Raw genomic sequence first — 23721 nt, 5'->3', positions numbered from 1 at the left:
CCAACCCCCGCGAAAGGAAACCCCGCGTGACCACGCTGTCCTGGGACGGCTCCGCGCCCCCGTCCGGCCGCACCGAGACCTCCCGCACGGTCGACGCCGGCCCGCTCACCCTCCGGGCGACGGCCGTCGGCAGCGTCAGCGCCCCGGCCGTGACCGTGACCGGAACCGACGTCCCCGGCGTCCTGCTGATCGAGGCGGCCACCGCCGAGCCGGACGCCCGCCTGCGGATCGAGTGGCAGCTGCCCTGCACCGGCGCCACCGCCTACTGGACGCCCCGCACCGACGCCCGCTGGCTGCCCCCGAGCTGGGCCGCCCCCCGGGAGGCGTCACTGCCCAAGGGCGCCCCCGTCGGCAGCCTGGTCGGCGCGGGCGACCGCGCCCTGTGCACCTTCGCCGTCGGCGAACCCGTCCGCCCCGTCGCGATCGGCGAAGGCGCCGTCGAGGAGACCGGCACCTACAGCTGGTGGATCGAACAGGACGGACCCCGGCTCGCACTTCGCCTCGACCTGAGCGGCCGCCACTTCGCCGACACCGTACGGGAGTGCGCCGCCTGGTGGGGCACCCTGGTACCCGCCCGCACCGTCCCCGACACCGCGTTCGAGCCGGTGTTCTGCACCTGGTACGCGCTGCACCTGGCGATGGCCGCCACCGACGTCGAACGCCTCGCCGCCCTCGCCGCCCCGCTCGGCTTCCGCACCCTGATCGTCGACGACGGCTGGCAGACCGACGAACGCACCCGCTCCTACGCCACCACCGGCGACTGGCAGCCCGCCCCCACCGACTTCCCCGACTTCGCCGCGCACATCGCCCGCGTCCGCGCCCTCGGCCTGAACTACCTGCTGTGGCACGCCGTCCCGTTCGTCGGCGACCGCAGCGAAGCGGCCACCCGGCTGGCCGACCACACCCTCGCCCACCTGCCGCAACTGGAGACCCGGCTGCTCGACCCGCGCAGCCCCACCGTCCGCGCCCACCAGGTCGAACGGCTCGCCGCCGCCGTCGAGAAGCACGGCGCCGACGGCCTGAAGGTCGACTTCGTCGACACCTTCGCCCGCACCCCCGCACCCGGCGCCGCCCCCCACACCGCCTCGCCCGAAGCGGACTGCGCCACCGTCGCCGAAGGCGTGCACAAGCTCCTCGCCGCCCTCGACGACCGCCTCCGCGCCACCCGCCCCGACGTGCTCGTCGAACACCGGCAGGACTACCTCGGACCCGGCCTGTGGCCCTACGCCACCATGGTCCGGGCCGCGGACTGCCCGCACAACGCGGTGGAGAACCGGGTCCGCACCGCTGACCTCAGGCTGACCGCCGGGCCGCTCGCCGTGCACGCCGACCCGCTGACCTGGCACCCCGACGAGAGCCCCGAGCAGATCGCCGTCCTGCTCCAGTCCGTCCTGTTCGCCACCCCGCAGGTCTCCGTCGACCTCGCCGCGCAGAGCCCGGAGCAACTCGCCGCGCTGCGGTTCTGGCTGGGCGTCGCGGCCGAGCACCGCGACCTGCTCCAGCGCGGTGAACTGCGCCCCCACCGGCCCGAGTTGGCCTACCCCGTGATCGAGGCGCGGACGGCGGACGCGCTCGCGTTCGGCCGCTGGGCCCCGCTGCCGCTGCGCGCCGCCGGCCCCTGGCGGCGGCTGCTGGTGGCGAACGCCGACCAGGACACCCTGGTGCGGATCGACTTCGACCGGCCGCCGGGCCGCGTCGAGCTGCTGGTGCAGGACTGCCGGGGCGGCGAGGTGGCACGGGCGCAGGCCCCCGTGGACGGGACGGAACTCGCCGTCCGGGTGCCCACCGGGGGCCTGCTCACGCTCGGCCGGGAAGGCTGAGCCTCAGACCTCCAGGTCGGTCTCCACCTTCTTCAACTGGTGCCGGGCCATCGCCAGGTTGGCCCGGTTGCGGTCCAGGGCCAGGTAGAGGAACAGGCCCTTGCCGGAGCGCGAGGTCAGCGGGCGGATCAGGTGGTACTGGGAGGACAGGGTGATCAGGATGTCCTCGATCGCCTCGTCCAGGTTGAGCAGCTCCATCGCGCGGAGCTTGGCCCGGACCACGTCGGTGTTGCCGGCGGCGGCGACGTTCAGATCCAGGTCGGGGCCGCCGCCGATCAGGCCCAGGGCCATGCCGCTGTTGTAGTCGACCAGGGCGACACCGATGGTGCCCTCGACCGATCCCATGATCTCCTTGAGCGCGGTTTCCAGACCAGACATGGAGCAACTACCTCTTCTGTTGAGCGAATTGACGGCACGTCAGATCGACGGGCCGGGTGGTGCGGAGTCGAGAAGATCCGTCGGGGGAGTCAGAACTGGCCGCGGTCGAGGTCCGTGTCGGCGAGGGCGGCGATCCGCGCCCCGGCCCGGCGGGCCTCCAGGTGCAGGCGGCCGACGTTGGCCTGCGCCCCCGCCAGCAGGGTGAGCACCGTGTACGCGCCGGCGGCGTAGGTCGCCGTGTAGCCGCGCTCGCCACGCGTGATCAGCTCCAGGAAGGCGCCCTGCCCGGTGGCCTCCGTGAGCCGCGCGCCGACGCCGAGCGCGGCGGCGGTCAGCGCGGCCACGCTCTCCGCCTCCAGGGCGCTGGTGTCGTGCGCCACCACCAGGCCGTCGACGGTGGCGACCAGCGAACCCGTCAGGTGCGGGACACGGGAGCGCAGGCTGCGCAGTTCGGCCTGCACCTCGGCTTCGGGCAGCACGCTCGTCCTCCTCGCGGTCAGTTGACGAAAGGTCCGCTTCATGACTCGGACGGCGGGCAGGTGCGGGCGGGCAGGGCGGTCACAGGGCCTCCAGGGCGGCACGTAGTCGGAGCAGCAGGCCCACCTCCGGGTCCGAGGAGTCGTAGGAGCGCGGGCCTGGCGGCAACAGCCCGTCCGGCGGCGCGGGCAGCGGCCCGGCGGCCGGCGGCGGGTCGGGGAGGACGGCCGGCCTGCCCGTCCCGAGCAGGCCGGCGGCGGCCAGCTGCCGGACGTCCAGCAGAGTGCCGTAGGTGGTGCGGCCCAGCAGCCGGGCCAGCTCGGGCACGGTGCGGGTGCCGTCGGCGGCGGCCAGCAGCGCCTGTCGGCGGCGGCGCGGCACGGCGGTGCGGCGGGTCGGGGCGGCACCGGTGGCGACCGGCGCGGCGGCGTCGAGTTCGGCCGACGGCCAGCAGGCGTCCAGCAGCGCGCGCCGCCGGCCGACCGCGCCGCGCAGCTCCAACACCGAGAGCGGGCGGGCGAGTTCGAAGGCCGGGCGGGCGGCGGAGTCGAACCGCAGCTCGATGCCGTGCTGGGCGAGCGCGTCGTGGGCGCCGTCCAAGGTGGCGGCCAGCCGGGCGAGTTCGAGTTCGCCGGGGCCGACCAGGCCGGCCGCGAGGAGGTGGTCGGCGGGGTGCCCGGCGTCCCGGGCGAGGCTCTCCTCCCAGTCGCGGACGGTGATCCGGCCCGCGCCGGTGAGCAGGTGGCCTACGCCCGCCCCGCGGGCGGACTGCGCGTACACCACCGCTCCGCCCGCCAGGTGCACCGCGCCGTGGGGGCCGTGCAGCACGCCGGTGGCGCCCTGGGCGGCGAGTTCGGTGAGCGCCGCCTCGAAGGTGGTGGCGGGCGCGCAGGCGGTGCGTCGGCGGCGCGGCAGCGGGGCGTCTTTGCGCGGCAACCGGTGCGCGGGCGGCGGGAGTTGGGGCGGCACGGTCGGCATCGGCGGTATCCGGCGCGGCGCGCGGGCGGTCGGGGCCGGGCCGGGTGGGGGGTGGATGCCCGGCGGGGCGTCGGCGTGGATGCCCGGCGGGGCGTCGGCGTGGATGCCCGGCGGGGCGTCGGCGGTCGCGGTCAGGGTGTCGGCGGGCCGCATCAGGCGAGCACCAGCCGGTCGGCGATGGCGGCGAGGCGGAGCCGGGCCATCGCCAGGTTGGCGTGGTCGCGGTCCAGCCGGAGGTAGAGGAAGACGTTCGCGTCGAACGCGGCGGGGACGAACCGGATCAGGTGGTAGTTGCCGGCCGAGGTGACGATGACGTCCTCGGCGGGCGGGGCGCCGGAGTCCGGGTCGGCGAAGGACGGGGTCTGGGTGACGGCCCGGGCGAGTTCGGTGGCGTCGGCGGCCCCGACCTCGTGGTCGCCGTCGGGGCCCAGTCCGGCGGTGCCGATGGCCAGACCGTTGGTCCAGTCGACCAGGCTGACCCCCAGCGCGCCGGTGATCCCCATGGCTTCCGCAAGGCACTCTTCGATCCCGGGCACGAACGGCGTTCCCTCCCCACCGTGCGCGGCACGGTGCGTCGCTGCCACCGCTTTCACCTGCGGTAGTCTGACCGGAACGCAACGCTACCGGCGGGGCCCCCGGAGGGCGAGACTTTCAGCCATATCCATCGGGCATATGCCCGAATACGCTATGGTGCCCCGCCCTTCCGAGGCCGGGTCAGGCCGAATGTTCGACCGGTTCTCCCTGGTCAGCCCGCTCCTCGGAGTCCAACGCCCCGTCCTGGGCGGGCAGTTCGCGCAGGCGCGGGATCGGCGAGAAAACCACCCACAATCCGGACGCCACCGCTCCGATCGCGGCGATCCACAGCGCCGGGCGCAGGCCCAGGGTGGAGCCCAGCAGGCCGCCGAGCAGCGAACCCAGCGGCCGCACCCCGTAGTTGACGGCCTGGTAGGCGCCGAACACCCGGGAGCGCATGGCGTCCGGGATGCACGCGGCGAAGATCGTGCCGGCCGAGATGTCGAGGATCATCACGCCGACGCCGGACAGGAACTCGGCGGCGAACAGCAGCGCGGCGGCGGAGCCGGTCCCGCCGCCCGCCAGCGGAATCAGCAGCAGCGGCGCCGGGAACAGCACCAGGCCGAACAGGAACGCCGGCCCCACGCCGATCCGGGCGGCCAGCCGTCCGGTGACGGCCGCGCCGAGCAGCGTGCCGACCGCCGCGGCCGCCAGCACCGCGCCCAACAGGCCCGCGCTGAACCCGAGTTCACGCGTCGCGTAGAGCACGAACAGCGCGCCGATGACGAAGGTGAACAGGTTGACGGTCGCGGTGCCCAGCAGCGAGGCCCGGATCACGGGGGAGCGGCGGATCCAGCGCAGGCCCTCGCCGGCCGAGCCGCGCCCGGACTCGGCGGCCGGCGGCTCCGCGGGGTCGATCCGGTGCAGGAACAGCGCGGACAGCACGAAGGACAGCGCGTCCACCACCAACGCCAGGGGCGCGGCCAGCAGTTGGACCAGCAGACCGCCCAGGCCCGGCCCCGCCACATAGGTGGCCGCGCGGCTGCCGTTGACCAGCGCGTTGCCGCGCAGGTACTGGTCGGCGGGGACGAGCGCGACGAACAGCGGCGGATTGCAGACGTTGAAGAACACCGACAGCGTGCCGACGGCCAGCACCACCGCGTACAGCTGCACCAGCGTCAGCAGGCCCGCCGCCCAGGCCGCCGGCACCGTCAGCAGCACGGCGGCCCGCCCCAGATCGGTGGCGATCATCACCCGGCGCCGCCTGCCGTACCGGTCGGCCCAGCTGCCCGCGTGCAGCGACAGCAGCAGGTACGGCAGGTAGCCGGCGGCGGCCAGGTAGCCCATCTGCGCGGCGTCGGCGTGCAGCGCGGAGACCGCGATCAGCGGGATCACCAGCAGGGTGATCTGATCGCCCAGCGAGGAGATGGTCTGCCCGCTCCAGTAGCGGCGGAAGGCCGGCTCGCGCAGCAGCCCGGGTATCCGGGGACGCCCGATCACGGCCGCACGTCCGTCGGAACGGCCAGCTGGATCAGCTGGACGGTGCGCACGCCCTCGTGCCCCTCGACCGCGCGCTCCACGTACGGCCGGGTCAACTCCTCGATGCGGGCGTTGAGTTCGGCGAGCTCCTCGACCGTCACCCGGACCGCCGTGTCGCCGAACCCGGCCGTCTCGCGCCACTCGGGCGACTCCTCGGCGCGGTGCGCCAGCCAGGCCGTGGCGCGGGCGAAGTAGCCGTCCAGCACGGCCCGTTGCAGGAAGTCGACGGCGGCGGCCTGCTCCGGGTCGGCGGGGGAGGCGTCCCAGCTGGTGAACGCGGCGGTGGCCCGCCAGGGCTTCTCCCGGCCGCGCCCGCCGCCGGCCTCCTCCACCAGCCCGTACTTGGCGAGTTGGCGCAGGTGGAAGGAGCAGCTGGCGACGGACTCGGTGCCGAGCAGCTCCGCGGCACGGGTCGCGGTCAGCGGTCCGTGCACGCGGAGCAGGCCCACCAGGGCCATCCGGGTCGGATGGGCGTAGGCGCGCAGGGCGCGGGGGTCGGTCAGCCGGACCGACGGCGGCGGTTCGCTCATGCTTGTAAAGCTATCTTTGGAAAGGATTCTTTACAAGCGCGGACCGCCGCCGTGCGGCCTCAGGACGCCGGACCCACCCGCACGGTGGTCAGCCGGCCGCCCTGGGTCTCGCGGACCACCTCGATCCGGGTGTTGCTGTCCGGCACCCGCACGCCGAGCTGCGGGATCGCCGGGTCGCTGTACACCCCGCGGTGGTCGTCGAACGCCGGCACCGCCGGCTTCGAGGGCACCTCGGTCGCCACGCCCGCCTTGTGCAGCGTGAACGCGTCCGTCTTCTTCAGCGAGAACGTCGCGTCGTAGGGCTGCGAACGCCCGTTGGTGAGCGAGCCGTCCGCGAACCGCTGCGCCTGCGGGTGCGCGTCCACCGGCAGGATCAGCCCGCCGCCCGGGTGGTCGACGGTGTTGTTGTCGCCGTAGGAGGTGTCCCACAGCCACACCAGCACGCCCTCCTGGTACGGGTAGTTGTCGATCACGTCGGACTTGCCCGGCACGCCCGAGTAGCCGAAGTTGTACGGCCCGGTCTTCAGGAACGCCCCGTAGCCGGCGTAGCGGCGGTTCTCCACCAGGTACGCGCGCGGGTGCTGCTTGACGGCGTCCTTGCCGTGCAGGACGGAGAACCCGACGGCCGCCCAGTCGCCCGGGCCGCCCTCCGCGCCGTCGGACAGCACGACCTGGCCGTCCGCCGTCAGCTTCACCGCGTCCACCAGGGCGCCCCGGCCGTGGGTGTTGGTGTCGGAGGTGACGTGGAAGCGCACCTGCACCTGCTTGCCGAGGAAGCCGTCCAGCGGGATGTGCAGCTGCTTCCAGCCGCCCGAACTGCCGCTCAGGCCGGGGGTGTTCGCGGTGGTGTCGCCGATCGGCTGCCCGTCGACGGTGCCGTGCAGCGGCTTCCAGGTGCGGCCGCCGTCGGCGGAGGCCTCGACGGTGAAGAAGTCGTAGTCCTGCTCGGTGTCCCACCAGGCGGCGGCGTCCAGAGCGGCCCCGGACGTCGTCCCGGTCAGGTCCACGGTGCGCGCCAGCGAGGCGTCCATGTTGTCACCGGTGTCGCTCCACCACTGCGCGCCGCCCTCGAACGGCTCCGCCAGCGTGGTCGTGGTCGACCCCGGCGGCAGGTGCACCAGCACCGCCTGCGCCTGGTCGGTGTTGTACCCGGACACGCCCAGCGTGTGGCTGGACCGGGTGGCGGCCTGCGCCTCGTCGTAGCTCAGCCAGCCCATCTGGAGCTTGCTCCAGGCGTCCAGGTCGCCCGGGTACGCGCCGGTGGTGTTGCGTCCCTTGCCCAGGTACGAGCCCGAGGACATCAGCGACCAGAAGCTGACGGAGTTGTCGCCGCCGGCGGTCGAGTACAGGTCCGGCAGGCCCAGGTTGTGCCCGAACTCGTGCGAGAACAGGCCCACTCCGCTGTTCTCGCCTGCCTGAACGTAGTCGTACACGTACAGGCCGGTGTCGCCGACCGGCGCGCCGCCGATCCGGTTGCCCTCCGGTCCGTTCTGGCCCGACGGGTCGGGGAAGGTCCAACTCCGGTGCGCCCACAGCGCGTCGGCGCCCTGCGCGCCGCCGCCCCAGGTCTCGTCCACGCCGGCGTGCACCACGATCACGTTGTCGAGGTAGCCGTCCGGCTCGTCGAAGTCGCCGTCCTTGTCGAAGTCGTAGCGGTCCTGGACGTCGTAGCGCGCCAGCTCCGCCCTGACGTCCGCCGCCGTGCGGCCCTTGGCGAGCTCGCCGTCGTACCAGGCCTTGGTGGCGTCCCGGACGAACTCGCTCGCCTGGGTCCAGCCGCCGCTGCCCTGCGGGCCCTTGTTGGAGCCGTACCGGGCCTCGTTCCAGGGCAGGGTCACCCAGTCGGTGACGGTGCCCTCGATGTCGTACCGGCCCGAGGACTGGGTGCGGTAGAAGTTGCGCATCGAGTTGGCGCCCGGCGCGTCGTCGAAGAACATCTTCCGGTAGTAGTCGCGGCTGAAGTCGCGCTGCCAGTAGGTGTGGGTGTCGCTCGCGCCCGGCTGCGGGATCCTGTTGTGCTGCGGGCCGGGGGTGCCGCCGTAGCGCGGTTTGCCGTCGTACAGCGTGGTGTTGTCGACCTGGTCGCCGAACTGGGCGAGGATCACGAACACCTTGTCGGTGCGCTCGTGGGCGAGCTGGACGTAGTCGTTGCCGATCTTGATCTTGGCCGGGGTGGTGCCCTTGCCGCTCTTGGCGACCTGGCCCTGGTTGACCTGCGCCATGGCCTGCGCCTTGAGCGCCTGCCGGGCCCGCTCCTGCGGGGGCAGCGGCGAGGCCGGCGCCTCCCGGCCGTCGCCGGCCGCGAACTGCGGGGCGGGGGAGGACGGTTGGGCGTGCGCGGGGGCGACGGTCAGGGCTATCGCGCCGGTGGTCAGGGCAGCCAGGAGGGCTGTGGGGAGTCTGCGCAAGAGACCCGCTCCTTGCTGGGAGAGAGGTAAAGGAATGGCCGGTAATATTTCACATGTCATGCTTCAGGCGGAAGGGGTAGCCCCCAATTCCTGCCGCAGGAAGGCGAGTTCCACCGCCGCCACCCGCTCCAGCTCGCCGTCCGGCAGCATGTGGCTCACCCCCGGCAGCGGCAGCACGGCGTGCGGGCGGCCCGCCCGGGTCAGCGCCTGCGACAGCAGCAGCGTGTGCGAGGGGTGCACGTTGTCGTCCGCCAGTCCGTGGATCAGCAGCAGCGGACGGCTCAGCGACGGCGCGTCGGCCAGCAGGCAGTCCGCCCGGTAGCCCTCCGGGTTGTCCTGCGGCAGCCCCAAGTACCGCTCCGTGTACGCCGTGTCGTACAGCCGGAAGTCGGTCGGCGGCGCGCCCGCGCTCGCCGCGTGGAACACGTCCGGACGCCGCAGCACCGCCATCGCCGCGAAGTACCCGCCGTACGACCAGCCGCGCACACCCACCCGGGACAGGTCCAGGTCCGGGTGCGCCGCGCCCAGCGCGTGCAGCGCCGCGACCTGGTCGTCGATCGCCACCTGCGAGAAGCGGCGGAAGATCGCCCGGGTGAACTCCGGTGACACGTACGGCGTTCCGCGGTTGTCGACGGTCACCACCGCGAAGCCCTGGTCGGCCCACCACTGCTTCAGCTGCCAGCGGCGCGGCTCGTGGGCGACGGCCTGGTAGCCCGGGCCGCCGTAGACGTCCAGCAGCACCGGGAGCCGGCGGCCGGCCACGTGCCCGCGCGGGTACAGCACTGCCGCGGGCAGCCCGTGCTCGGTCACCCGGGACAGCAACGGCCGCGGCCGGTAGGGGAGTTCGGCCGACAGGTCGGGGAACTCGGTGCGGGCGCCGTCGCGCCGCAGCTCGCGCCGGACGCCGTCGAGCGAGGCGTGGGTGAGCAGCAGGACGTCCCCGCCGTACGCGGCCACCGTGTGCACGCCCGCGCCCCCGGTGAGGCGCTCCGGGGCGCCGCCGTCCAGGTCCAGCCGGAAGACGTGCTGGTCGGCCGGGTCGCCGTCGCCCGCCTCGACGAGCAGGCCGCCCTGCCACGGGCCGAGCACCCGGCGCACCTGGAGGCGCTCGTCGGTCAGCGGCTTGCCGTCCAGCGCCAGCCCGCGCGCGGCCGGGGTGTCCGCCGAGGTCAGCACCCGCCCGTCGGGCAGCCGCTGCGGGGTGCCCGGCAGCGGGTCCACCCAGAACTCGTCCTCGGTGCACGACAGTTCACGGGTGTCGCCGGTGGCCGGGTCGGCGCTCAGCAGCAGCACCCGCTGCTGGAGGCGGTCGGCGACGGTCAGCAGGATCTCGTCGCCGCCGTCCCACTCGGCCGCCAGCAGGTAGGGGAACTCGGCGTCGTCCCAGCGCAGTCGGGTGCGCGGGCCGTCCGGGCGCAGCACCCACAGCTGGACGTCCGCGTTCGGGCCGCCCGCCTGCGGGTAGGCGAACGACTCCGGCTCCCGCTCCGGGTGCGCCGGATCCGCGAAGTGCCGCAGCGGCAGCGCCGATTCGTCCACCCGGGCGGCCAGCAGCGCGGCTCCGTCGGGCGACCACCAGTGGCCCCGGGAGCGGCCCAGCTCCTCCGCCGCCGCGAACTCCGCCACGCCCCAGCGCGCGCCGTCGTCCGGGCTGATCCGGCCGCCCGGCACCAGATGCAGCGCGTCGTCCGCGACGTAGGCGACGACGGTGCCGTCCGGGTTCGGGCGCGGGTCGAACGCGGGACCGGCGACGGGGAGTTCGGCGCACTCGCCGGTCGCCGTGTCGCAGCGGAAGAGCCGTCCGTCGAGGGGGAAGACCGCCGTGGCGAGATCGGCCGTGGCGGCGAACGAGCCGATGCCGGGCGCCCAGATCCTGATCCGCTCGCGCAGACGGCGCTCCGGCGCGGGCAGGCTCCCGCCGCCGTCCGTGAGCTTCAACGGATCGGCCAGCAACCGTTCTTGACGGTCCGTCACGTCGTAGCTCCACAGGCGCTCGACCGGGTCGGTCGGGCCGGTGGAGCGCAGGAACAGGGCGCGGCTCGCGTCGGCGGCGAGGGTGACCGCGCGGGGTGAGCCGTAGCCGAAGCGGCCGGTGGCGGCGCTCAGCGCGAGGAAGGGGTCGGTGTGGGTCACCTGCCGATGGTGGCGGTGCGAGGGGCGGTTCGGCTAGAAGTGTGACCTGTGAAATGTCACACAGCATCGTAGTATCGGCCATCGGCGTCGACATCGGCAGGAGCGAGGGAGCCGATTGGAACCCGGGCCGGGCCGCCCGCAGCGGGGGCGGCCCGGCCCGTCGGGCGCGGTCAGTGGGAGGCGCGGAGCTCCTCCAGCAGCATCCCCTGGTCGGCGAGCAGCTCGGTGAGTATCCGGCGGGCGGTGCGCAGCAGTTCGGCGACGTCGGCGCCGGCCAGGGCGTAGACCACGGTGGAGCCCTCGCGGGTGGCGGTCACCAGGCCCGAGCGGCGCAGGATGGCCAACTGCTGGGAGAGGCTGGACGGTTCGACCTCCAGCGCGGGCAGCAGGTCGCGGACGGGCGTCGGCCCGGCCTGGAGCAGTTCGAGCACTCGGATCCGGACCGGATGGCCGAGCATCCGGAAGAACTCGGCCTTGGCCTGGTACAGCGGTACGGGCATGCTTCCTCCCCATTTCTCCGGCGTCGCCCGGGGGCGTCGCCGCCCGCGCTCAGACCTCCAGGGACGACTCGATCCGCTTCAACTGGTGCCGGGCCATCGCCAGGTTGGACCGGCTGCGGTTGAGCGCGAGGTAGAGGAACAGGCCGCGCCCGCCGGCCGTGGTCAGCGGACGGATCAGGTGGTACTGGCCGGTCAGGGTGACCAGGATGTCCTCGATGCCGTCGTCGTGGAGGTTGAGCAGCTCCATCGCCCGCATCTTGGCACGCACCAGGTCGGTGTTGGCGGCCGCGGCGACATTCAGGTCGATCTCCCCGCCGTCGCCCAGCGTCCCCAGGGCCATTCCGCTGCCGTAGTCCACCAGCGCCACCCCGATGGCGCCTTCGATGGTCATGGCTTCCTTGAGCGAGGTTTCGAGATTCGCCATCGCCTGTCCTCCTGCTGCTGTCGCGGCCTGGTCGGTCGGCACGACTGTAGGAACCGGATCGCACTTCGGCCGAGTGTTGATCGAAATCTTTCGAAGCCGATCGACATCCGATCGCGAGCTGCCGAACTCGTGACCACTTGAAGACATTTGCAACTCAGGATGTGAACACTTCACACAATCGGTCGCCCCGGAACGTGACGGGGCCCGGGAGCGGTATCCAGCTCCCGGGCCCCTGAGGTGCCACCCAATTGCTCTGCGCCGGCACGTTTAAGGCCGAGGGTCACTCTCACGACGTCGTGCTTTGCCATTGAAGCTACCGCGCCACGGAGAGGCGCAGGCGGGAGTCGAACCCGCATCCGACGTCACCGGCCCTCGGCCGGTCGATCCGGCGCTCGGCGGCGAATGCTGAGACTTGAGCGAGAGTCTGAGATTGACGGGGCTGCCTCTGCCGTGTTGGGCCACCCCGGCGCGTGGTGCCGGGGGGAGGACTCGAACCTCCACCTGTACCCCGAAGTCAGCTTCAACTTCAGTGTCAGCTTGCGCTCTTCGCGCCACCCCCGGTCTCACCCGGGGGGGCTCTTGGGGCTACCCGAACAGGTAGCCGAACACGGCGTCGCCGACCCGGCGGTCGGTGACCTCCGCGGCGTTCGCCTCCTCACGGGCGAACTGCACCGCCTGCTGGAGCTTCTCCACCCGCTCCAGCAACTCGTTCACCCGCCGCGCCGGCAGCGCGCCGGAGAACTTCACGGTCGTCCAGTACCCGATCGCGACGTCCTCGTAGTACACCTCGACCTGCGCCGGGTGCTTCTCCGTCGCCTCCGCCTTCACGTGGTTGCGCGGCACCTTCTTGGTGCGGATCGTGCGCACCGCCTCGGTCTTCCACGCGTCCGTGGACGGGTCGTGCGACCAGGACTCGGCGGCGTCCAGCACCGGAAGCTTGCGGACGAACGTCCGCAGATCGGTCAACTGCTTCTCCAGGAACAGCAGGTACGTCACCGGCGCACCGGCCACCAGCGTCCGCCCGTCCACCACCACGTCCGCCCGGGCCTCGGTGTTGGCCCAGTCCTTCGTCGCGGTGACGTCGAACAGCCGGGTGAGCGTGGCGGCCGTCGCCCGCAGCACGTCCTCCGCCTTGACCTGCACCCGCGTCGACTCGGGCGGCAACTGCTCGCCCTCCTCGTCCTTCGGCTGGTACGACCGGGAGATGCCGGCCAGCAGGGCGGGCTTCTGCAGATCCTGATGAGCCTGCGTCAGCTCCTGGAACGACTTCGACTTGACGCCCTTTTCCACGGCGATGATCTGGTTCAACTTGGCCACGGCGAGGACGCTAGCGGAACGCCTGTTCGACCTGCACCCGATTTATCCGCCGCCCCGCCGCGCCCCTCCTACCTGCCGTGTCGCACCCTCCCGACCTGCTACGTCGAGCCCTTTTGCCCCGCCCTCGGCGATCACCCCGAGCAGCTGTCCGATCACCCTTCGCACCGTCGCCCGCCCGCCGTTTCAGCTACCGGAAAAGTCGGCTGTTGATGTCACTCCAGGCGGGTAATCTCAGGCTGAGATGCTCGATCACCACACCCCAAGCACCCGCTGCGCCCCGTCGCCCGCCCCGGCCACGGCCCCGCAGCCGCAGGCGTCGCCGTCTGCGCCCCCGTCCAGCCACACCCACGGGAAGAAAAGGTGACGCCAGTGCACGGCAACCCCACGCCCGAAGAGCAGCTCAGCCCCGCCGAGCGCTACGCGGCCTCCCGCGAACGCGCCAAGGAGCAGGCCACGGCGTTCTACGGCTTCCAGCAGCTGTACGACTTCCCGCTCGACGACTTCCAGGTCCGCGCCTGCGAGACGCTGGAGAGCGGCAAGGGCGTCCTGGTCGCCGCCCCCACCGGCAGCGGCAAGACCATCGTCGGCGAGTTCGCCGTCCACCTGGCGCTGGCCGCCGGGCGCAAGTGCTTCTACACCACGCCGATCAAGGCGCTGTCCAACCAGAAGTACGGCGACCTGGTCAAGCGCTACGGCCAGGCCAAGGTCGGCCTGCTCACCGGCGACAACTCCGTCAACGGCGACGCCCCGGTGGTCGTGATGACCACCGAGGTGCTGCGGAACATGCTGTACGCGGGCTCCAGCGCCCTCGACGGCCTCGGCTACGTGGTGATGGACGAGGTCCACTACCTCGCCGACCGCTTCCGCGGCGCCGTCTGGGAGGAGGTCATCATCCACCTCCCCGAATCCGTCACGCTGGTGTCGCTGTCCGCGACCGTCTCCAACGCCGAGGAGTTCGGCGACTGGCTGGACACCGTGCGCGGCGGCACCGAGGTGATCGTCTCCGAGCACCGCCCCGTCCCGCTCTGGCAGCACGTGATGGCCGGCAACCGGATGTACGACCTGTTCGCCAGCCCCGACCGGGACGGCCGCCCCAAGGGCAGCCTGAAGAACCCCGCCAAGGCCGTCAACCCCGAACTGGTGCGCCTCGCCCGCTCCGAGAGCGACCGCGGCCGCGACCGCTTCGCCCGGGGCCGCGGCCGCTCCATGCCCGCCGGCCGCCCCGGCCGGATCTGGACGCCCGGCCGGGTCGACGTCATCGACCGGCTCGACGCCGAAGGCCTGCTCCCCGCGATCACCTTCATCTTCAGCCGGGCCGGCTGCGAGGCCGCCGTCCAGCAGTGCCTCAACTCCGGCCTGCGCCTGAACCGGGACGCCGACCGCCTCAAGGTCCGCCAGTTCGTCGAGGAGCGCTGCCGCGACATCCCCGACGAGGACCTCAACGTGCTCGGCTACTTCGAGTGGCTCGACGGCCTGGAGCGCGGCATCGCCGCCCACCACGCCGGCATGCTGCCCAGGTTCAAGGAAGTCGTCGAGGAACTCTTCGTCCAGGGCCTGGTCAAGGCGGTCTTCGCCACCGAGACGCTCGCCCTCGGCATCAACATGCCCGCCCGCTCGGTGGTCATGGAGAAGCTCGTCAAGTGGAACGGCGAGACCCACGCCGACATCACCCCCGGCGAATACACCCAGCTCACCGGCCGGGCCGGCCGCCGCGGCATCGACATCGAGGGCCACGCCGTGGTCCTGTGGCAGCGCGGCCTCGACCCGGAGGCGCTGGCCGGCCTGGCCGGCACTCGCACCTACCCGCTGAAGTCGTCCTTCCGGCCGTCCTACAACATGGCCGTCAACCTGGTCGGCCAGTTCGGGCGCCACCGCTCCCGCGAACTGCTGGAGACCTCCTTCGCGCAGTTCCAGGCCGACCGCTCGGTCGTCGGCATCGCCCGCCAGGTCCAGCGCAACGAAGAGGGTCTGGACGGCTACCGCGAGTCGATGACCTGCCACCTCGGCGACTTCGACGAGTACATGTCGCTGCGCCGGCAGCTCAAGGACCGCGAGAACGAACTCGCCCGCGAAGGCAGCACCCAGCGCCGCGCCGCCGCCGTCGAGTCGATCGAGCAGCTCAAGCCCGGCGACATCATCCACGTCCCCACCGGCAAGTTCGCCGGCCTCGCCCTCGTCCTCGACCCCGGCCTGCCGCCGGATGTCCGGGGCCGCCACGGCCGCACCGGCCCGCGCCACCCCGACTACCAGGACGGGCCGCGGCCCGTCGTGCTCACCGCGGAACGCCAGGTCAAGCGCCTCGCGATGATCGACTTCCCGCACCCGGTCGCCGCCATGGACCGGATGCGCATCCCCAAGTCCTTCAACCCGCGCAGCCCGCAGTCCCGCCGCGACCTCGCCTCCGCGCTGCGCACCAAGGCCGGCCACCTCGAACCGGAGCGCTACCGCAAGGGCCGCGCCGCCGCCGCCGACGACCCCGAGATCGCCCGGCTGCGCAGCGCGCTGCGCCAGCACCCCTGCCACGGCTGCGACGAGCGCGAGGACCACGCCCGCTGGTCCGAGCGCTACCACCGCCTCCATCGGGACACCGAACTCCTCGAACGCCGGATGCGCTCGCGCACCCACACCATCGCCCGCACCTTCGACCGGGTCTGCGGCCTGCTCACCGAGCTCGGCTACCTCAGCGGCGACACCGTCACCGCGGACGGCAAGCGCCTCGCCCGGCTCTACGGCGAACTCGACCTGCTCGCCTCCGAGTGCATCCGCGAAGGCGTCTGGGACGGTCTCGCCGCCGCCGAACTCGCCGCCTGCGCCTCCGCGTTGGTCTACGAGGCCCGGCAGTCCGACGACGCCACCGCCCCGCGCGTCCCCGAGGGCGGCGCCAAGGACGCGCTCGGCCGGATGGTCCGCATCTGGGGCAAGCTCGACGCCCTGGAGGAGCAGCACAAGATCTCCACCGCCGAGGGCGTCGGCCAGCGCGAACCCGACCTCGGCTTCGCCTGGGCCGCCTACCGCTGGGCCCTCGGCCACGACCTCGACGCCGTCCTCCGCGACGCCGACATGCCCGCCGGCGACTTCGTCCGCTGGACCAAGCAGCTCATCGACGTCCTCGGCCAGATCCAGGACGCCGCCGGCGAGAACCTCGACCTCCGCCGCACCGCCCGCAAGGCCGTCGACGGCATGCGCCGCGGCATCATTGCCTACTCCTCCGTCGGGTAACCACTCTCCCGCACACGATGGGCCCGGCCACTCCTCGCCCGAGCGGCCGGGCCCCGTCATTGCGTCCGGTCCGGGCGCTGCCGCAGCAGCAGGTCGCCGAGCGCGGTCCGGCGGTGCAGGACGGCCCGGCCGGCCCGCGAGGTCGAGATCAGCCCGGCGCCGCGCAGAGCCGCGGTGTGCGCCGAGACGGTGGCCGCGCTGACCCCCAGCCGACGTGCCAGCTCGGTCGTCGTACGCTCCTCGGCCAGGAGGCGCAGCAGCTCGACGCGGGTCCCTCCGATCAGCAGCAGCTCGCCGTCGTCGCCGCCTACCGCGACCAGTACCGTGTCACCGACGACACCGCTGCCCAGCCCGCCGGCCCGTACATCGAGGAAGGCCGCACCGGCCACCACGCCTACTGGACGGCCACCGAAGCCGCCATCACCGCCCGCCGAATCGCCACCGCCCCGAACACCCCGGCGGCAGCCACCGCGGACAGCGACCACCAGGCCCTCCGCCGACTCGCCGCCGGTGTCTACCGCACCCTGCCCGGACGCAGACCAGACCGAGATCCTGCGCACTGTCGCGGCCCGGACCGGCGCCACCTGGCTCACCGGCCGCCCCCGCCTGGACGACGCCGCCCTGGCCCAGCAACACATCGCCGAACACGTCAGCACCGTGCTTGCCGAACGCCGCCAGCTCCCCACCTAGGCCACCCAGCCCGAGCAGCAGCAGGCGGAGGACCGGCTCCAGCCGACCCTCGCCGAGCCGGCCGCCAGGCCGAGCGCCAGGCCCACCGCGACGAACTCGAGCAGCGCGGCGGACAGCCCGTCCGCGCCACCCGGCCCAGGCCGAACCACCGAGTCGAGCCCGCCGACCAGCGACAGGCCCCGGCCCAGCGCCGGGCTGGTCAGTCACAGCCAGTCCAGCCGCGCCCGCAGCAGGCCCGGCAGGAACAGCAGGGCCCACGCCTGCGTTGAACGGCAGCTGCCCTGCAGGGCAACGGCCTGCCCGGTTTGGCGTAGGCCGTGGACTTCGTGCTCCCCTCGGGAACCGGGTGCGGCGCAGCACGAACGCTGGCGGCTTTCAGCCACCCCACTCGATGCGCACCGGTTCCCGGGCTGCGGCCAGGGCGCCATCAAGGTCGGCCAGGCGCTCCGCGAGCGTCGCTGTGGCAAGGCGTTCGGGGAGCGCGGTGGAGAACTTCAGGCCGCGGACCGCGCGCGGGTCGACCGAGGGCAGGGTGAGGGAGTCGGGCAGTTCCGCGCGAGCCGCCTTCCAGTCGGCGGGCGAGAGGTCCTGGCGGAGGCGTACGTGGGTGTCGGTGGGGCGTTGGACGGGGTCGGCCAGGTTGCCGAGGGACGCGGTGAGGGTCGCGTTGGCCCGGTAGCCGGCCCAGGTCCACCAGCGGGCCGCGTCGGCGTCGCGTGCCAGGAGAGTTCCGGCAGGATGGACTTCGCGCGGTGCACGATCGGTGCGTAGCACCGCGAGGGCGGTCTCCGCGCGACGGGTGAGGCGGACGCCGGGGTCTTCGCCGAGGAGCACGTCGCGCATCGCACGCGTGAGGGCGAAGGACAGGCCGCGGAACTCGCTGCCCTGCCACTTGGCCACGCCGCCGTCCTGGACCGGTTCGACGAAAACTCGCCGCCGCGCCCAGTCGGTGAAGGTGACTTGCCAGCTGCGTCCGGCGAGCAACAGGCGCCGTGGCCCTGGCCGTTCCTCGGTGAGTACGGAGGGGTCGGTGGTGCCGATCTCCGCGCGCCCGGCGAGCACGGTGAACTCGGGAGGGGCCGTGAAGGAAGCGGTGAGCTCCATGAAGTGCCGTCGCCCGAAGGCCTTCTCGGCCTCGGGCCCGATGAACAGCATCCCGCCGTCCCGGTCCAGGAAGCCCTGTGCAGCGAGATGGTCGACGAGGGGCTGCGCGGAGGCGTCGAATGGCGCGAGGCCGTTCCACTGCTCGGCCCACACCTGGTCGCCGAGCTGATGCTGCTGCAGGATCACCGCGAGGAGCTGCTGGGCGACCAGGTGGCGGGGCGAGGGCGGCGGGGTGATGGGCTCGACCCAGCCGCGCGACCACAGCGTGAGTAGGCCGGCGGCCTGGAGCAGGGTGTCCTCGCGGGTTGCCAGGAACAGGCAGTTGCGCGACGAGCCGGCCCGCCGCCCGGTACGGCCGATGCGCTGCAAGAACGAGGCGACGGTGGACGGTGAGTCGATCTGGATGACACGGTCCAGGTCGCCGACGTCGATGCCGAGTTCCAGCGTGGACGTGGACACGATCACGCAGTCGCGGGCCTCGGCGAAGGCAGCCTCGGACCGGGCGCGCTCCTGGACCGACAAGGACGCGTGCGAGAGGAAGACCGTGACCTCGCGCTCCCGCAGCGCGGCACCCAACTCCTCGACCTGCTTGCGCGAGTCGCAGAACACGAGCCGTTTCTCGCCCCGGTGCAGGGCCTCGATCACCTTGGCGGCATTGGCGAGCGAGCCGACGTAGTCTAGTTCCACGTCGCCTGACGGACGCGCAACTGCGGTGTCGGATACATCGGATACGTTGGATGCGGGGGGCAGGTCCGGTGCGACGACTCGCCCCGCCCGCTCCTTCGGCAGGGCCCCCTGCAGCCAGGTGAGCAGTGTGTCGGGGTTGCCGACCGTCGCGGACAGGCCGATCCGCTGGATCGGCCTGCCGGTCAGGCGCTCCAGGCGTTCCAGTACGGCGAGAAGATGCCAGCCTCGGTCGTCGGCGGCAAAGGCGTGCACCTCGTCGATGACGACGGCCCGCACCTGACCGAGCATCAGCGCATGGTCCGTCTTGACGCTGATCAGCATGGCCTCGAGCGACTCGGGTGTGGTCAACAGCACGTCAGGGGCATCGACCCGGATCCGGCGCCGCACGGCCTCCGAGGTGTCGCCGTGCCATAGCGCGGCGCGCCGCCCGAGCCACTGCGCGTAGCCGTCGACGCGGTGAACGAGGTTGTTCAACAGGGCTTTCAGCGGGGCCAGATACAGCACTGACGTTCCCGTCCAGCCGTGCTGGGCCATGGCCGAGAGCATGGGGAAGACGGCCGCTTCCGTCTTGCCGCCCGCCGTCGGGGCGAGCAGCACCGCATCCTCGCCGTCGAGAAGCGGCCCGACGGCCGCCTTCTGAAGTGGGCGTAGGTCGGGCCAGCCCAAGGTATTGACGATGTGGTGCACGATCACCGGATCGAGCCGCTCCACCGGGTCCGAACTCACCACTCCCGAGCCCACGGCTACAGCTCCAGTTCGATCTCGTCCGCCGACCCGGTGAGGGCAGCCGCGTTGCGCTCCACGTCGGTCAGGTCACCACCGCGCAGGGTGAGGCGGTAGTGGACGCGCGGATCGAAGTCGGGGAACTGGTCGATACGGTCCAGGACATCGCCGACGAGCTTCTTGAGGAACACCCGCGGCGCCACCCCCACCTTCCCGCCCAGCGCCCCGCCGACCGCGCCCGCCAAGTCGGCGATGTACGCGTCGTCGGCGAGTTTGCCGATCCGCTCCGGGGAGTCGGCTCCTTGCGCGTACAGGTCGCGGATGGTGGCTCCGAGGCTGGTGAGCGAGTTGGCCGTGAAGCCGGGTAGCCGCACCTGCACGGCACGCGGGTTGTCGAAGCGCGGGTCGGTGGTGAAATCGGTGGCCAGGCGCTGCGCGAGCGGTGCGAGGCGCTGCACGCCCTGCTGGCCGTCGTAGAACGCCGGGGTGCCTGTGATGATGAGGTACAGGCCGGGGAAGCGGCCGGAGTGCACCTCGTCGATCAACTGCCGCAACGCGTTGAGGGCCTTGTCACGGGCGTCGGACCGTACCCGTTGCAGTGTCTCGACCTCGTCGAGCACCAGGACCAGGCCTGCGTGCCCGCTGTCGCGCAGTACCGTGAGCAGTCCCTGCAGGAAACCGAACGCGCCGAAGTGGTCCAGGTCGCCGCGCACCCCTGCGGCCCGCCGGGCGGAGGCGGCGACGTGGGGCTGTCCGCCGAGCCAGGACAGGACGGCGGCGGCCGTCGCCTCGTCACCGGCTTGGAGCGCCTGCCGGTACCCGCGCAGTGCGGCCGCGAAGGCGGGTGCGTGCCGGGATACCTCGGCGAGCCGCGCGGTGAGCAACCGCTCGACGGCGGCAGGCAGTTCGTCCTCAGCCACCCCGTCGTCCAGCGCGTCTTCCTCCAGCGCGTAGAACCATGCGTCGATGACCGGCCGCAGTGCGCTGGGCGGGAAACTCGCCGTGGTCAGCCGCTCGGTGAGCCGCCGGTACACCGTTTCCAACTTGTGCAACGGCGTCTCCGTCTCGGAGATCTGCACTTCGGCGACGGCGAACGTGCGGCGCTTGGCGCGTTCGGCGAGCCACCGGGTGAAGAACGTCTTGCCGGAGCCGTACTCACCGCGTACCGCTTTGAACACCGAGCCGCCGGACGCCGCCGTCTGCAGCTCCTCGTCCACGGCCTGCTCGAACCGGCCCAGACCGGTGGCCAGGAGGTCCAGGCCGCTGTCGGGGACGGCGCCGCGGCGCAGCGCGTCGAGGACGGCCCGCCGCCGTACCGCGCCGACAGCGCCGCTTGCCGCTTCAGGGTTGTTCACGTGCTTACGTTGCCTTTTCAGTCAGGATGTATGGGGCTTACAGCTCGAACTGGGTACGCAGGAGCGCCCGGTTGAGCCGCAGCGTGCGGTTGTCGGGGAGGATCTCCAGGATCGGTGCGCCGTCGTGGTTGAGGAGCTGCGCGAGGGTCGCCGCGAAGCCTGCCGCACGCGTGGCGGGCTGCCCGGCGCGCTCGGCGAGCGCGGTCATCGACAGCGTGCCCGCTTCGACCAATGCGGTCAGTGCGCGCGGTACGGCGTCGCCGCGTGGCTTGCGGGCGAGCAGATCGAGCTGCGCCTGGTAGAGCTCGCTCGCGGTCAGCCGTCGTACGAGGTCGGCAGCAGGTCCTGCGGACGGTGCGGGCTGCTCCGGCTGCGGTGCTGTCTGAGGTTCTGGCTGCGGCTCGGGGATGGCGACCTGGTCGATGTCGAACAGACCGAGGGTCGCTTCTGCCGGCTGCTGCGTACGTCGGCGACTCGGCTTCTTCGCGCTGTTCGCAGAAACGGACGGGGCCGCTGGTGCAGCGGGTTCGCGGATCTCGGCCTCGGCGTCGAGGAACCACCATGCCGGTGTCGGATCGCTCACCTCCCGCCACCCCTTGGGCGGTTCGGCACCGAACGGCAGGAGCGCGAGGACCGGGATGGCGACCTCGGCAAGGGTGGCGCCGCCGTGGTAGCCGGCCTTGCGGGCGGTGTAGCGGCTGTCATGGTCGCGAAGGGCGACGATCGCCCCGTCGGGCTCGGGCCACACCACCCGCGGCCCGGACAGCTCGACTTCGCACTCGGCCACCGGACCGCCCGGCGTACGGTGCCGCGCGGAGCCGATGACCCCGCTGCCGGCTTCCACCCGCTCGCCGTGACGGTCGACGACGTGCCCGTGGTCGGAGGTGATCAGTACGGTCATGCCGGACGCACGCGCGGCGCGGAGCAGCGGGGCGAGCCCGCCGACCTCGCTGACCGTCCAGGCGCCGTTGCCGAGCTTCTGTTCCTTGGCGAGCCGGTCGTCAACGGTGTTGAGGACGACCGCGACATGCCCGCGCTCGGCTGCGAGGGCCGTGCTCAGGGCGTCCGAGAACGGCGATCCGGTCTCCTCGGACCGCAGGTCGTCCTTGTGGAATACAGCGGCGGATGCGTTCTTCCAGAATCGGTGCTGGGGGAAGAGCCGTTTCTCGTCGCCCTGGTCGCCCTTCATCAGCGCGCCCGCGAACAAGCTGGTGCGGCTGACGGCAGTCAGCGTCGGCAGCGCCGCCGCCATCGCCCGTCGTACCGGCCCGGACTCGCGCGAGGTCCCTGCCAGGGGATCGAACTCGGCCCAGCCGCGCCGCAGTTCCTCGCCGAGTTCTGCGGCGATCGCCGCGCTCATGCCGTCGATGACGAGCAGCAGGATGCGCCGCCCGACGGCGGTCGACGTGATCGGCGCGACGACCCGCTCAAGGAACGTCTCCACCGTCAACAGCGACTTCGGCGGTGTTCCCCCTGCGGTCCACACGGCGAGCCGTTCGGAGAACTCGCGGTCCAGGTGTCGGCGTCGGGTACGCACCTCGCGGGCGACGGTGTCGTACGCGGCCGCGAGGACGGCGTCCTCGTCGCCGCCGGCCTCCAGATGCTCCAGCGCCCGGTCGGCCCAGCCGAACTCGGCCAGCTGCCGCTCTATGCCCGCCGCCACGGTGGGGATCTCCGCGGAGGGGTCGGAGTCGAGCCACCGCCGCAGCCGCGCGGCCATCCGCACCCGCTCGACACGGGCCAGAGTCTGCGTCTCCCCGGCGAGCGCATGCTCGGACAACTCGCCCAGGACCTCAATGAGTTGTGCGCGATCCTGCGCGGTCAGGGCGTGGCCGGCCGCCGTGAACCGGGCATCGAGCCCGCTCTGAAGCACCAGGCTCGCCCCGGCCACTGACTCGGCGCCGAACTGCGCGGTGAGCTGCGCCGCCCGAGCGAGCACTGGGTCTGCGAGCCGACGCTCGCCGCGCTCGAGCAGGGAGCGCACATACCCCTCGCCGGTCCGGCCGAACACGGCGAAGAGATCGTCCAGTTCCTCGCCCTTGCCGGGCAGCCGCTCGCCGAAGAACCGCTCGGCGCGCCCGCGCGCCCGGAACACCGCCTCGCCACCGCTCCCGCGCGCCCACAGCGCGGCGCACACCACGGCGAAGGCGAGTGCGTCCGCGCCGTTGCCCGCCTCGCACAGCGCGGCGACGCAACGCCCCGTCGAACCCGCCTGGTCGGGCTCGCCGAGAAAGCGTCCGATGCCCCGCCGCTCGGCGGCCCGTGCCCCGGCGAGGCGCTGCGGACCGCCGGGCAGCAGCGTCCAGCGCAGCAGCTGTACCGCGTCGATCCGCTCCCCGGCCGCGGACGGCTCCACCAGGCCCGCCTCGGCTGCCTCGTCGAGGCCGAGGACGCGCCGGGCGAGCAGCCCGAGGGCCTCGTCACGCGAGAGCACCCGACGGCCCAACCCGGCTCGGTCGAGCCGTCCGGCCGAGCCCAGTAGGGCCTCGGCCGCCCACTTCTCGGCGCGCAGCCGTGTGTCGATGTCCTGAGCACCGAAAGCGGTCCGAACGACCTCCCAGTTGTCGACCTCGCGGATCCGCCGCCCGTAGGTACGCGCCAGGAGCGCGGGGTCGAGCTCGGTGTCCTCACGGTCCGTCAGGATGACGAGGACGAGAGGCTCGGTGGGGCCTCCTCTGTCGGCGTCACCCAGATGACGCAGGATCTGCTCGTGCACGCCGAGGACTGAAGGCATGGCCGTCACCCGGGCCCGCGCCCCGTTCGGGGCTCGCAACGCGGCAGGCCCGTCCCACACCGGGGCAGCCCGCAGTAGAAGGACATGGCGCCCTCCGTCGTTCAGGGCGCTGCGCGAGGCGACGTACTGAGCGACAGTGGCCGCCGGAAGCCGCGGTGGTCCTGCTGGGGCAACGGCCATGTCGGACGTGGC

19 protein-coding genes are annotated in these 23721 nt (G+C 72.7%); 3 read left to right on the top strand and 16 right to left on the bottom strand.

Annotation, left to right across the window (positions count from 1 at the left end; genetic code table 11):
* Window positions 1–26 precede the first annotated feature (26 nt).
* Window positions 27–1820, top strand: a complete 1794-nt coding sequence (locus ACWEMJ_RS08240; RefSeq protein ID WP_452136157.1) for a glycoside hydrolase family 36 protein — start codon at window positions 27–29, stop codon at window positions 1818–1820.
* Window positions 1821–1823: 3 nt separating this feature from the next.
* Here the strand turns inward: ACWEMJ_RS08240 and ACWEMJ_RS08235 are convergent, their stop codons facing one another.
* From ACWEMJ_RS08235 to ACWEMJ_RS08185, 11 genes are all read right to left on the bottom strand, one after another.
* Window positions 1824–2198, bottom strand: coding sequence for a hypothetical protein (locus ACWEMJ_RS08235; protein WP_452136156.1), 375 nt, complete (start codon window positions 2196–2198; stop codon window positions 1824–1826).
* Between the two features lie 89 nt (window positions 2199–2287).
* The gene (locus ACWEMJ_RS08230) at window positions 2288–2719 is read right to left on the bottom strand and encodes a roadblock/LC7 domain-containing protein (protein ID WP_452136155.1); all 432 of its coding nucleotides are present in this window, start codon (window positions 2717–2719) and stop codon (window positions 2288–2290) included.
* 37 nt (window positions 2720–2756) lie between these two features.
* Window positions 2757–3806, bottom strand: coding sequence for a transcriptional regulator (locus ACWEMJ_RS08225; protein WP_452136154.1), 1050 nt, complete (start codon window positions 3804–3806; stop codon window positions 2757–2759).
* Entirely contained in the window at window positions 3806–4189 is a 384-nt protein-coding gene (locus tag ACWEMJ_RS08220; RefSeq protein WP_452136153.1) for a hypothetical protein, read from the bottom strand. Before ACWEMJ_RS08220 ends, ACWEMJ_RS08225 begins: the two co-directional genes overlap by 1 nt.
* 178 nt (window positions 4190–4367) lie before the next feature.
* Window positions 4368–5666: an MFS transporter gene (locus ACWEMJ_RS08215; RefSeq protein WP_452136152.1), complete on the bottom strand. Its 1299-nt coding sequence runs from the start codon at window positions 5664–5666 to the stop codon at window positions 4368–4370.
* A complete protein-coding gene (locus ACWEMJ_RS08210; protein WP_452136151.1) occupies window positions 5663–6235 on the bottom strand; it encodes a winged helix-turn-helix domain-containing protein in 573 nt (190 codons plus the stop codon). The genes ACWEMJ_RS08215 and ACWEMJ_RS08210 overlap by 4 nt, the downstream gene beginning before the upstream one ends.
* A 59-nt stretch (window positions 6236–6294) precedes the next feature.
* The gene (locus ACWEMJ_RS08205; protein WP_452136150.1) at window positions 6295–8643 is read right to left on the bottom strand and encodes an immune inhibitor A domain-containing protein; all 2349 of its coding nucleotides are present in this window, start codon (window positions 8641–8643) and stop codon (window positions 6295–6297) included.
* Between the two features lie 63 nt (window positions 8644–8706).
* Entirely contained in the window at window positions 8707–10776 is a 2070-nt protein-coding gene (locus tag ACWEMJ_RS08200; RefSeq protein WP_452136149.1) for a prolyl oligopeptidase family serine peptidase, read from the bottom strand.
* Window positions 10777–10946: 170 nt separating this feature from the next.
* Window positions 10947–11276: an ArsR/SmtB family transcription factor gene (locus tag ACWEMJ_RS08195; RefSeq protein WP_452136148.1), complete on the bottom strand. Its 330-nt coding sequence runs from the start codon at window positions 11274–11276 to the stop codon at window positions 10947–10949.
* A gap of 49 nt (window positions 11277–11325) precedes the next feature.
* Window positions 11326–11700, bottom strand: coding sequence for a hypothetical protein (locus tag ACWEMJ_RS08190; RefSeq protein ID WP_452136147.1), 375 nt, complete (start codon window positions 11698–11700; stop codon window positions 11326–11328).
* Window positions 11701–12285: 585 nt separating this feature from the next.
* Window positions 12286–13017: a DUF7873 family protein gene (locus tag ACWEMJ_RS08185; RefSeq protein WP_452136146.1), complete on the bottom strand. Its 732-nt coding sequence runs from the start codon at window positions 13015–13017 to the stop codon at window positions 12286–12288.
* Window positions 13018–13386: 369 nt separating this feature from the next.
* Here ACWEMJ_RS08185 and ACWEMJ_RS08180 point away from each other — a divergent pair, with 369 nt between their 5' ends.
* Complete coding sequence (locus tag ACWEMJ_RS08180) at window positions 13387–16236, top strand: DEAD/DEAH box helicase (RefSeq protein WP_452136145.1); 2850 nt, start codon at window positions 13387–13389, stop codon at window positions 16234–16236.
* 56 nt (window positions 16237–16292) lie between these two features.
* Here the strand turns inward: ACWEMJ_RS08180 and ACWEMJ_RS08175 are convergent, their stop codons facing one another.
* A complete protein-coding gene (locus tag ACWEMJ_RS08175; protein WP_452136144.1) occupies window positions 16293–16625 on the bottom strand; it encodes an ArsR/SmtB family transcription factor in 333 nt (110 codons plus the stop codon).
* Between the two features lie 121 nt (window positions 16626–16746).
* Between ACWEMJ_RS08175 and ACWEMJ_RS08170 the strand changes: the two genes are divergently transcribed.
* Window positions 16747–16926 carry a hypothetical protein gene (locus tag ACWEMJ_RS08170; protein WP_452136143.1) on the top strand — a complete coding sequence of 60 codons (180 nt, stop codon included), beginning with the start codon at window positions 16747–16749 and terminating at the stop codon, window positions 16924–16926.
* Here the strand turns inward: ACWEMJ_RS08170 and ACWEMJ_RS08165 are convergent.
* From ACWEMJ_RS08165 to pglZ, 4 genes are all read right to left on the bottom strand, one after another.
* The gene (locus ACWEMJ_RS08165; RefSeq protein WP_452136142.1) at window positions 16923–17075 is read right to left on the bottom strand and encodes a hypothetical protein; all 153 of its coding nucleotides are present in this window, start codon (window positions 17073–17075) and stop codon (window positions 16923–16925) included. The two genes, ACWEMJ_RS08170 and ACWEMJ_RS08165, sit on opposite strands and share 4 nt — an antisense overlap.
* A 226-nt stretch (window positions 17076–17301) precedes the next feature.
* On the bottom strand, window positions 17302–19443 hold the full coding sequence (locus ACWEMJ_RS08160) for a DEAD/DEAH box helicase (RefSeq protein ID WP_452136141.1): 2142 nt from the start codon (window positions 19441–19443) through the stop codon (window positions 17302–17304).
* Between the two features lie 17 nt (window positions 19444–19460).
* On the bottom strand, window positions 19461–20795 hold the full coding sequence (gene brxD / locus ACWEMJ_RS08155) for a BREX system ATP-binding protein BrxD (RefSeq protein WP_452136140.1): 1335 nt from the start codon (window positions 20793–20795) through the stop codon (window positions 19461–19463).
* 37 nt (window positions 20796–20832) lie between these two features.
* Window positions 20833–23709, bottom strand: a complete 2877-nt coding sequence (pglZ, locus tag ACWEMJ_RS08150; protein WP_452136206.1) for a BREX-2 system phosphatase PglZ — start codon at window positions 23707–23709, stop codon at window positions 20833–20835.
* Between the last annotated feature and the right edge of the window lie 12 nt (window positions 23710–23721).

The sequence above is a fragment of the Kitasatospora sp. NPDC004531 genome (assembly GCF_053602195.1).
The sequence above is the reverse complement of the archived record's forward strand: the minus strand, read 5'-3'. Positions and strand labels throughout refer to the sequence as shown.

Bases quoted from the DNA above. Each gene is read 5' to 3' on its own strand.
- ACWEMJ_RS08235 (WP_452136156.1), bottom strand. From the start codon at position 2,198: ATGTCTGGTCTGGAAACCGCGCTCAAGGAGATCATGGGATCGGTCGAG.
- ACWEMJ_RS08230 (WP_452136155.1), bottom strand. From the start codon at position 2,719: ATGAAGCGGACCTTTCGTCAACTGACCGCGAGGAGGACGAGCGTGCTG.
- ACWEMJ_RS08225 (WP_452136154.1), bottom strand. From the start codon at position 3,806: ATGCGGCCCGCCGACACCCTGACCGCGACCGCCGACGCCCCGCCGGGC.
- ACWEMJ_RS08210 (WP_452136151.1), bottom strand. From the start codon at position 6,235: ATGAGCGAACCGCCGCCGTCGGTCCGGCTGACCGACCCCCGCGCCCTG.
- ACWEMJ_RS08195 (WP_452136148.1), bottom strand. From the start codon at position 11,276: ATGCCCGTACCGCTGTACCAGGCCAAGGCCGAGTTCTTCCGGATGCTC.
- ACWEMJ_RS08190 (WP_452136147.1), bottom strand. From the start codon at position 11,700: ATGGCGAATCTCGAAACCTCGCTCAAGGAAGCCATGACCATCGAAGGC.
- pglZ (WP_452136206.1), bottom strand. From the start codon at position 23,709: ATGGCCGTTGCCCCAGCAGGACCACCGCGGCTTCCGGCGGCCACTGTC.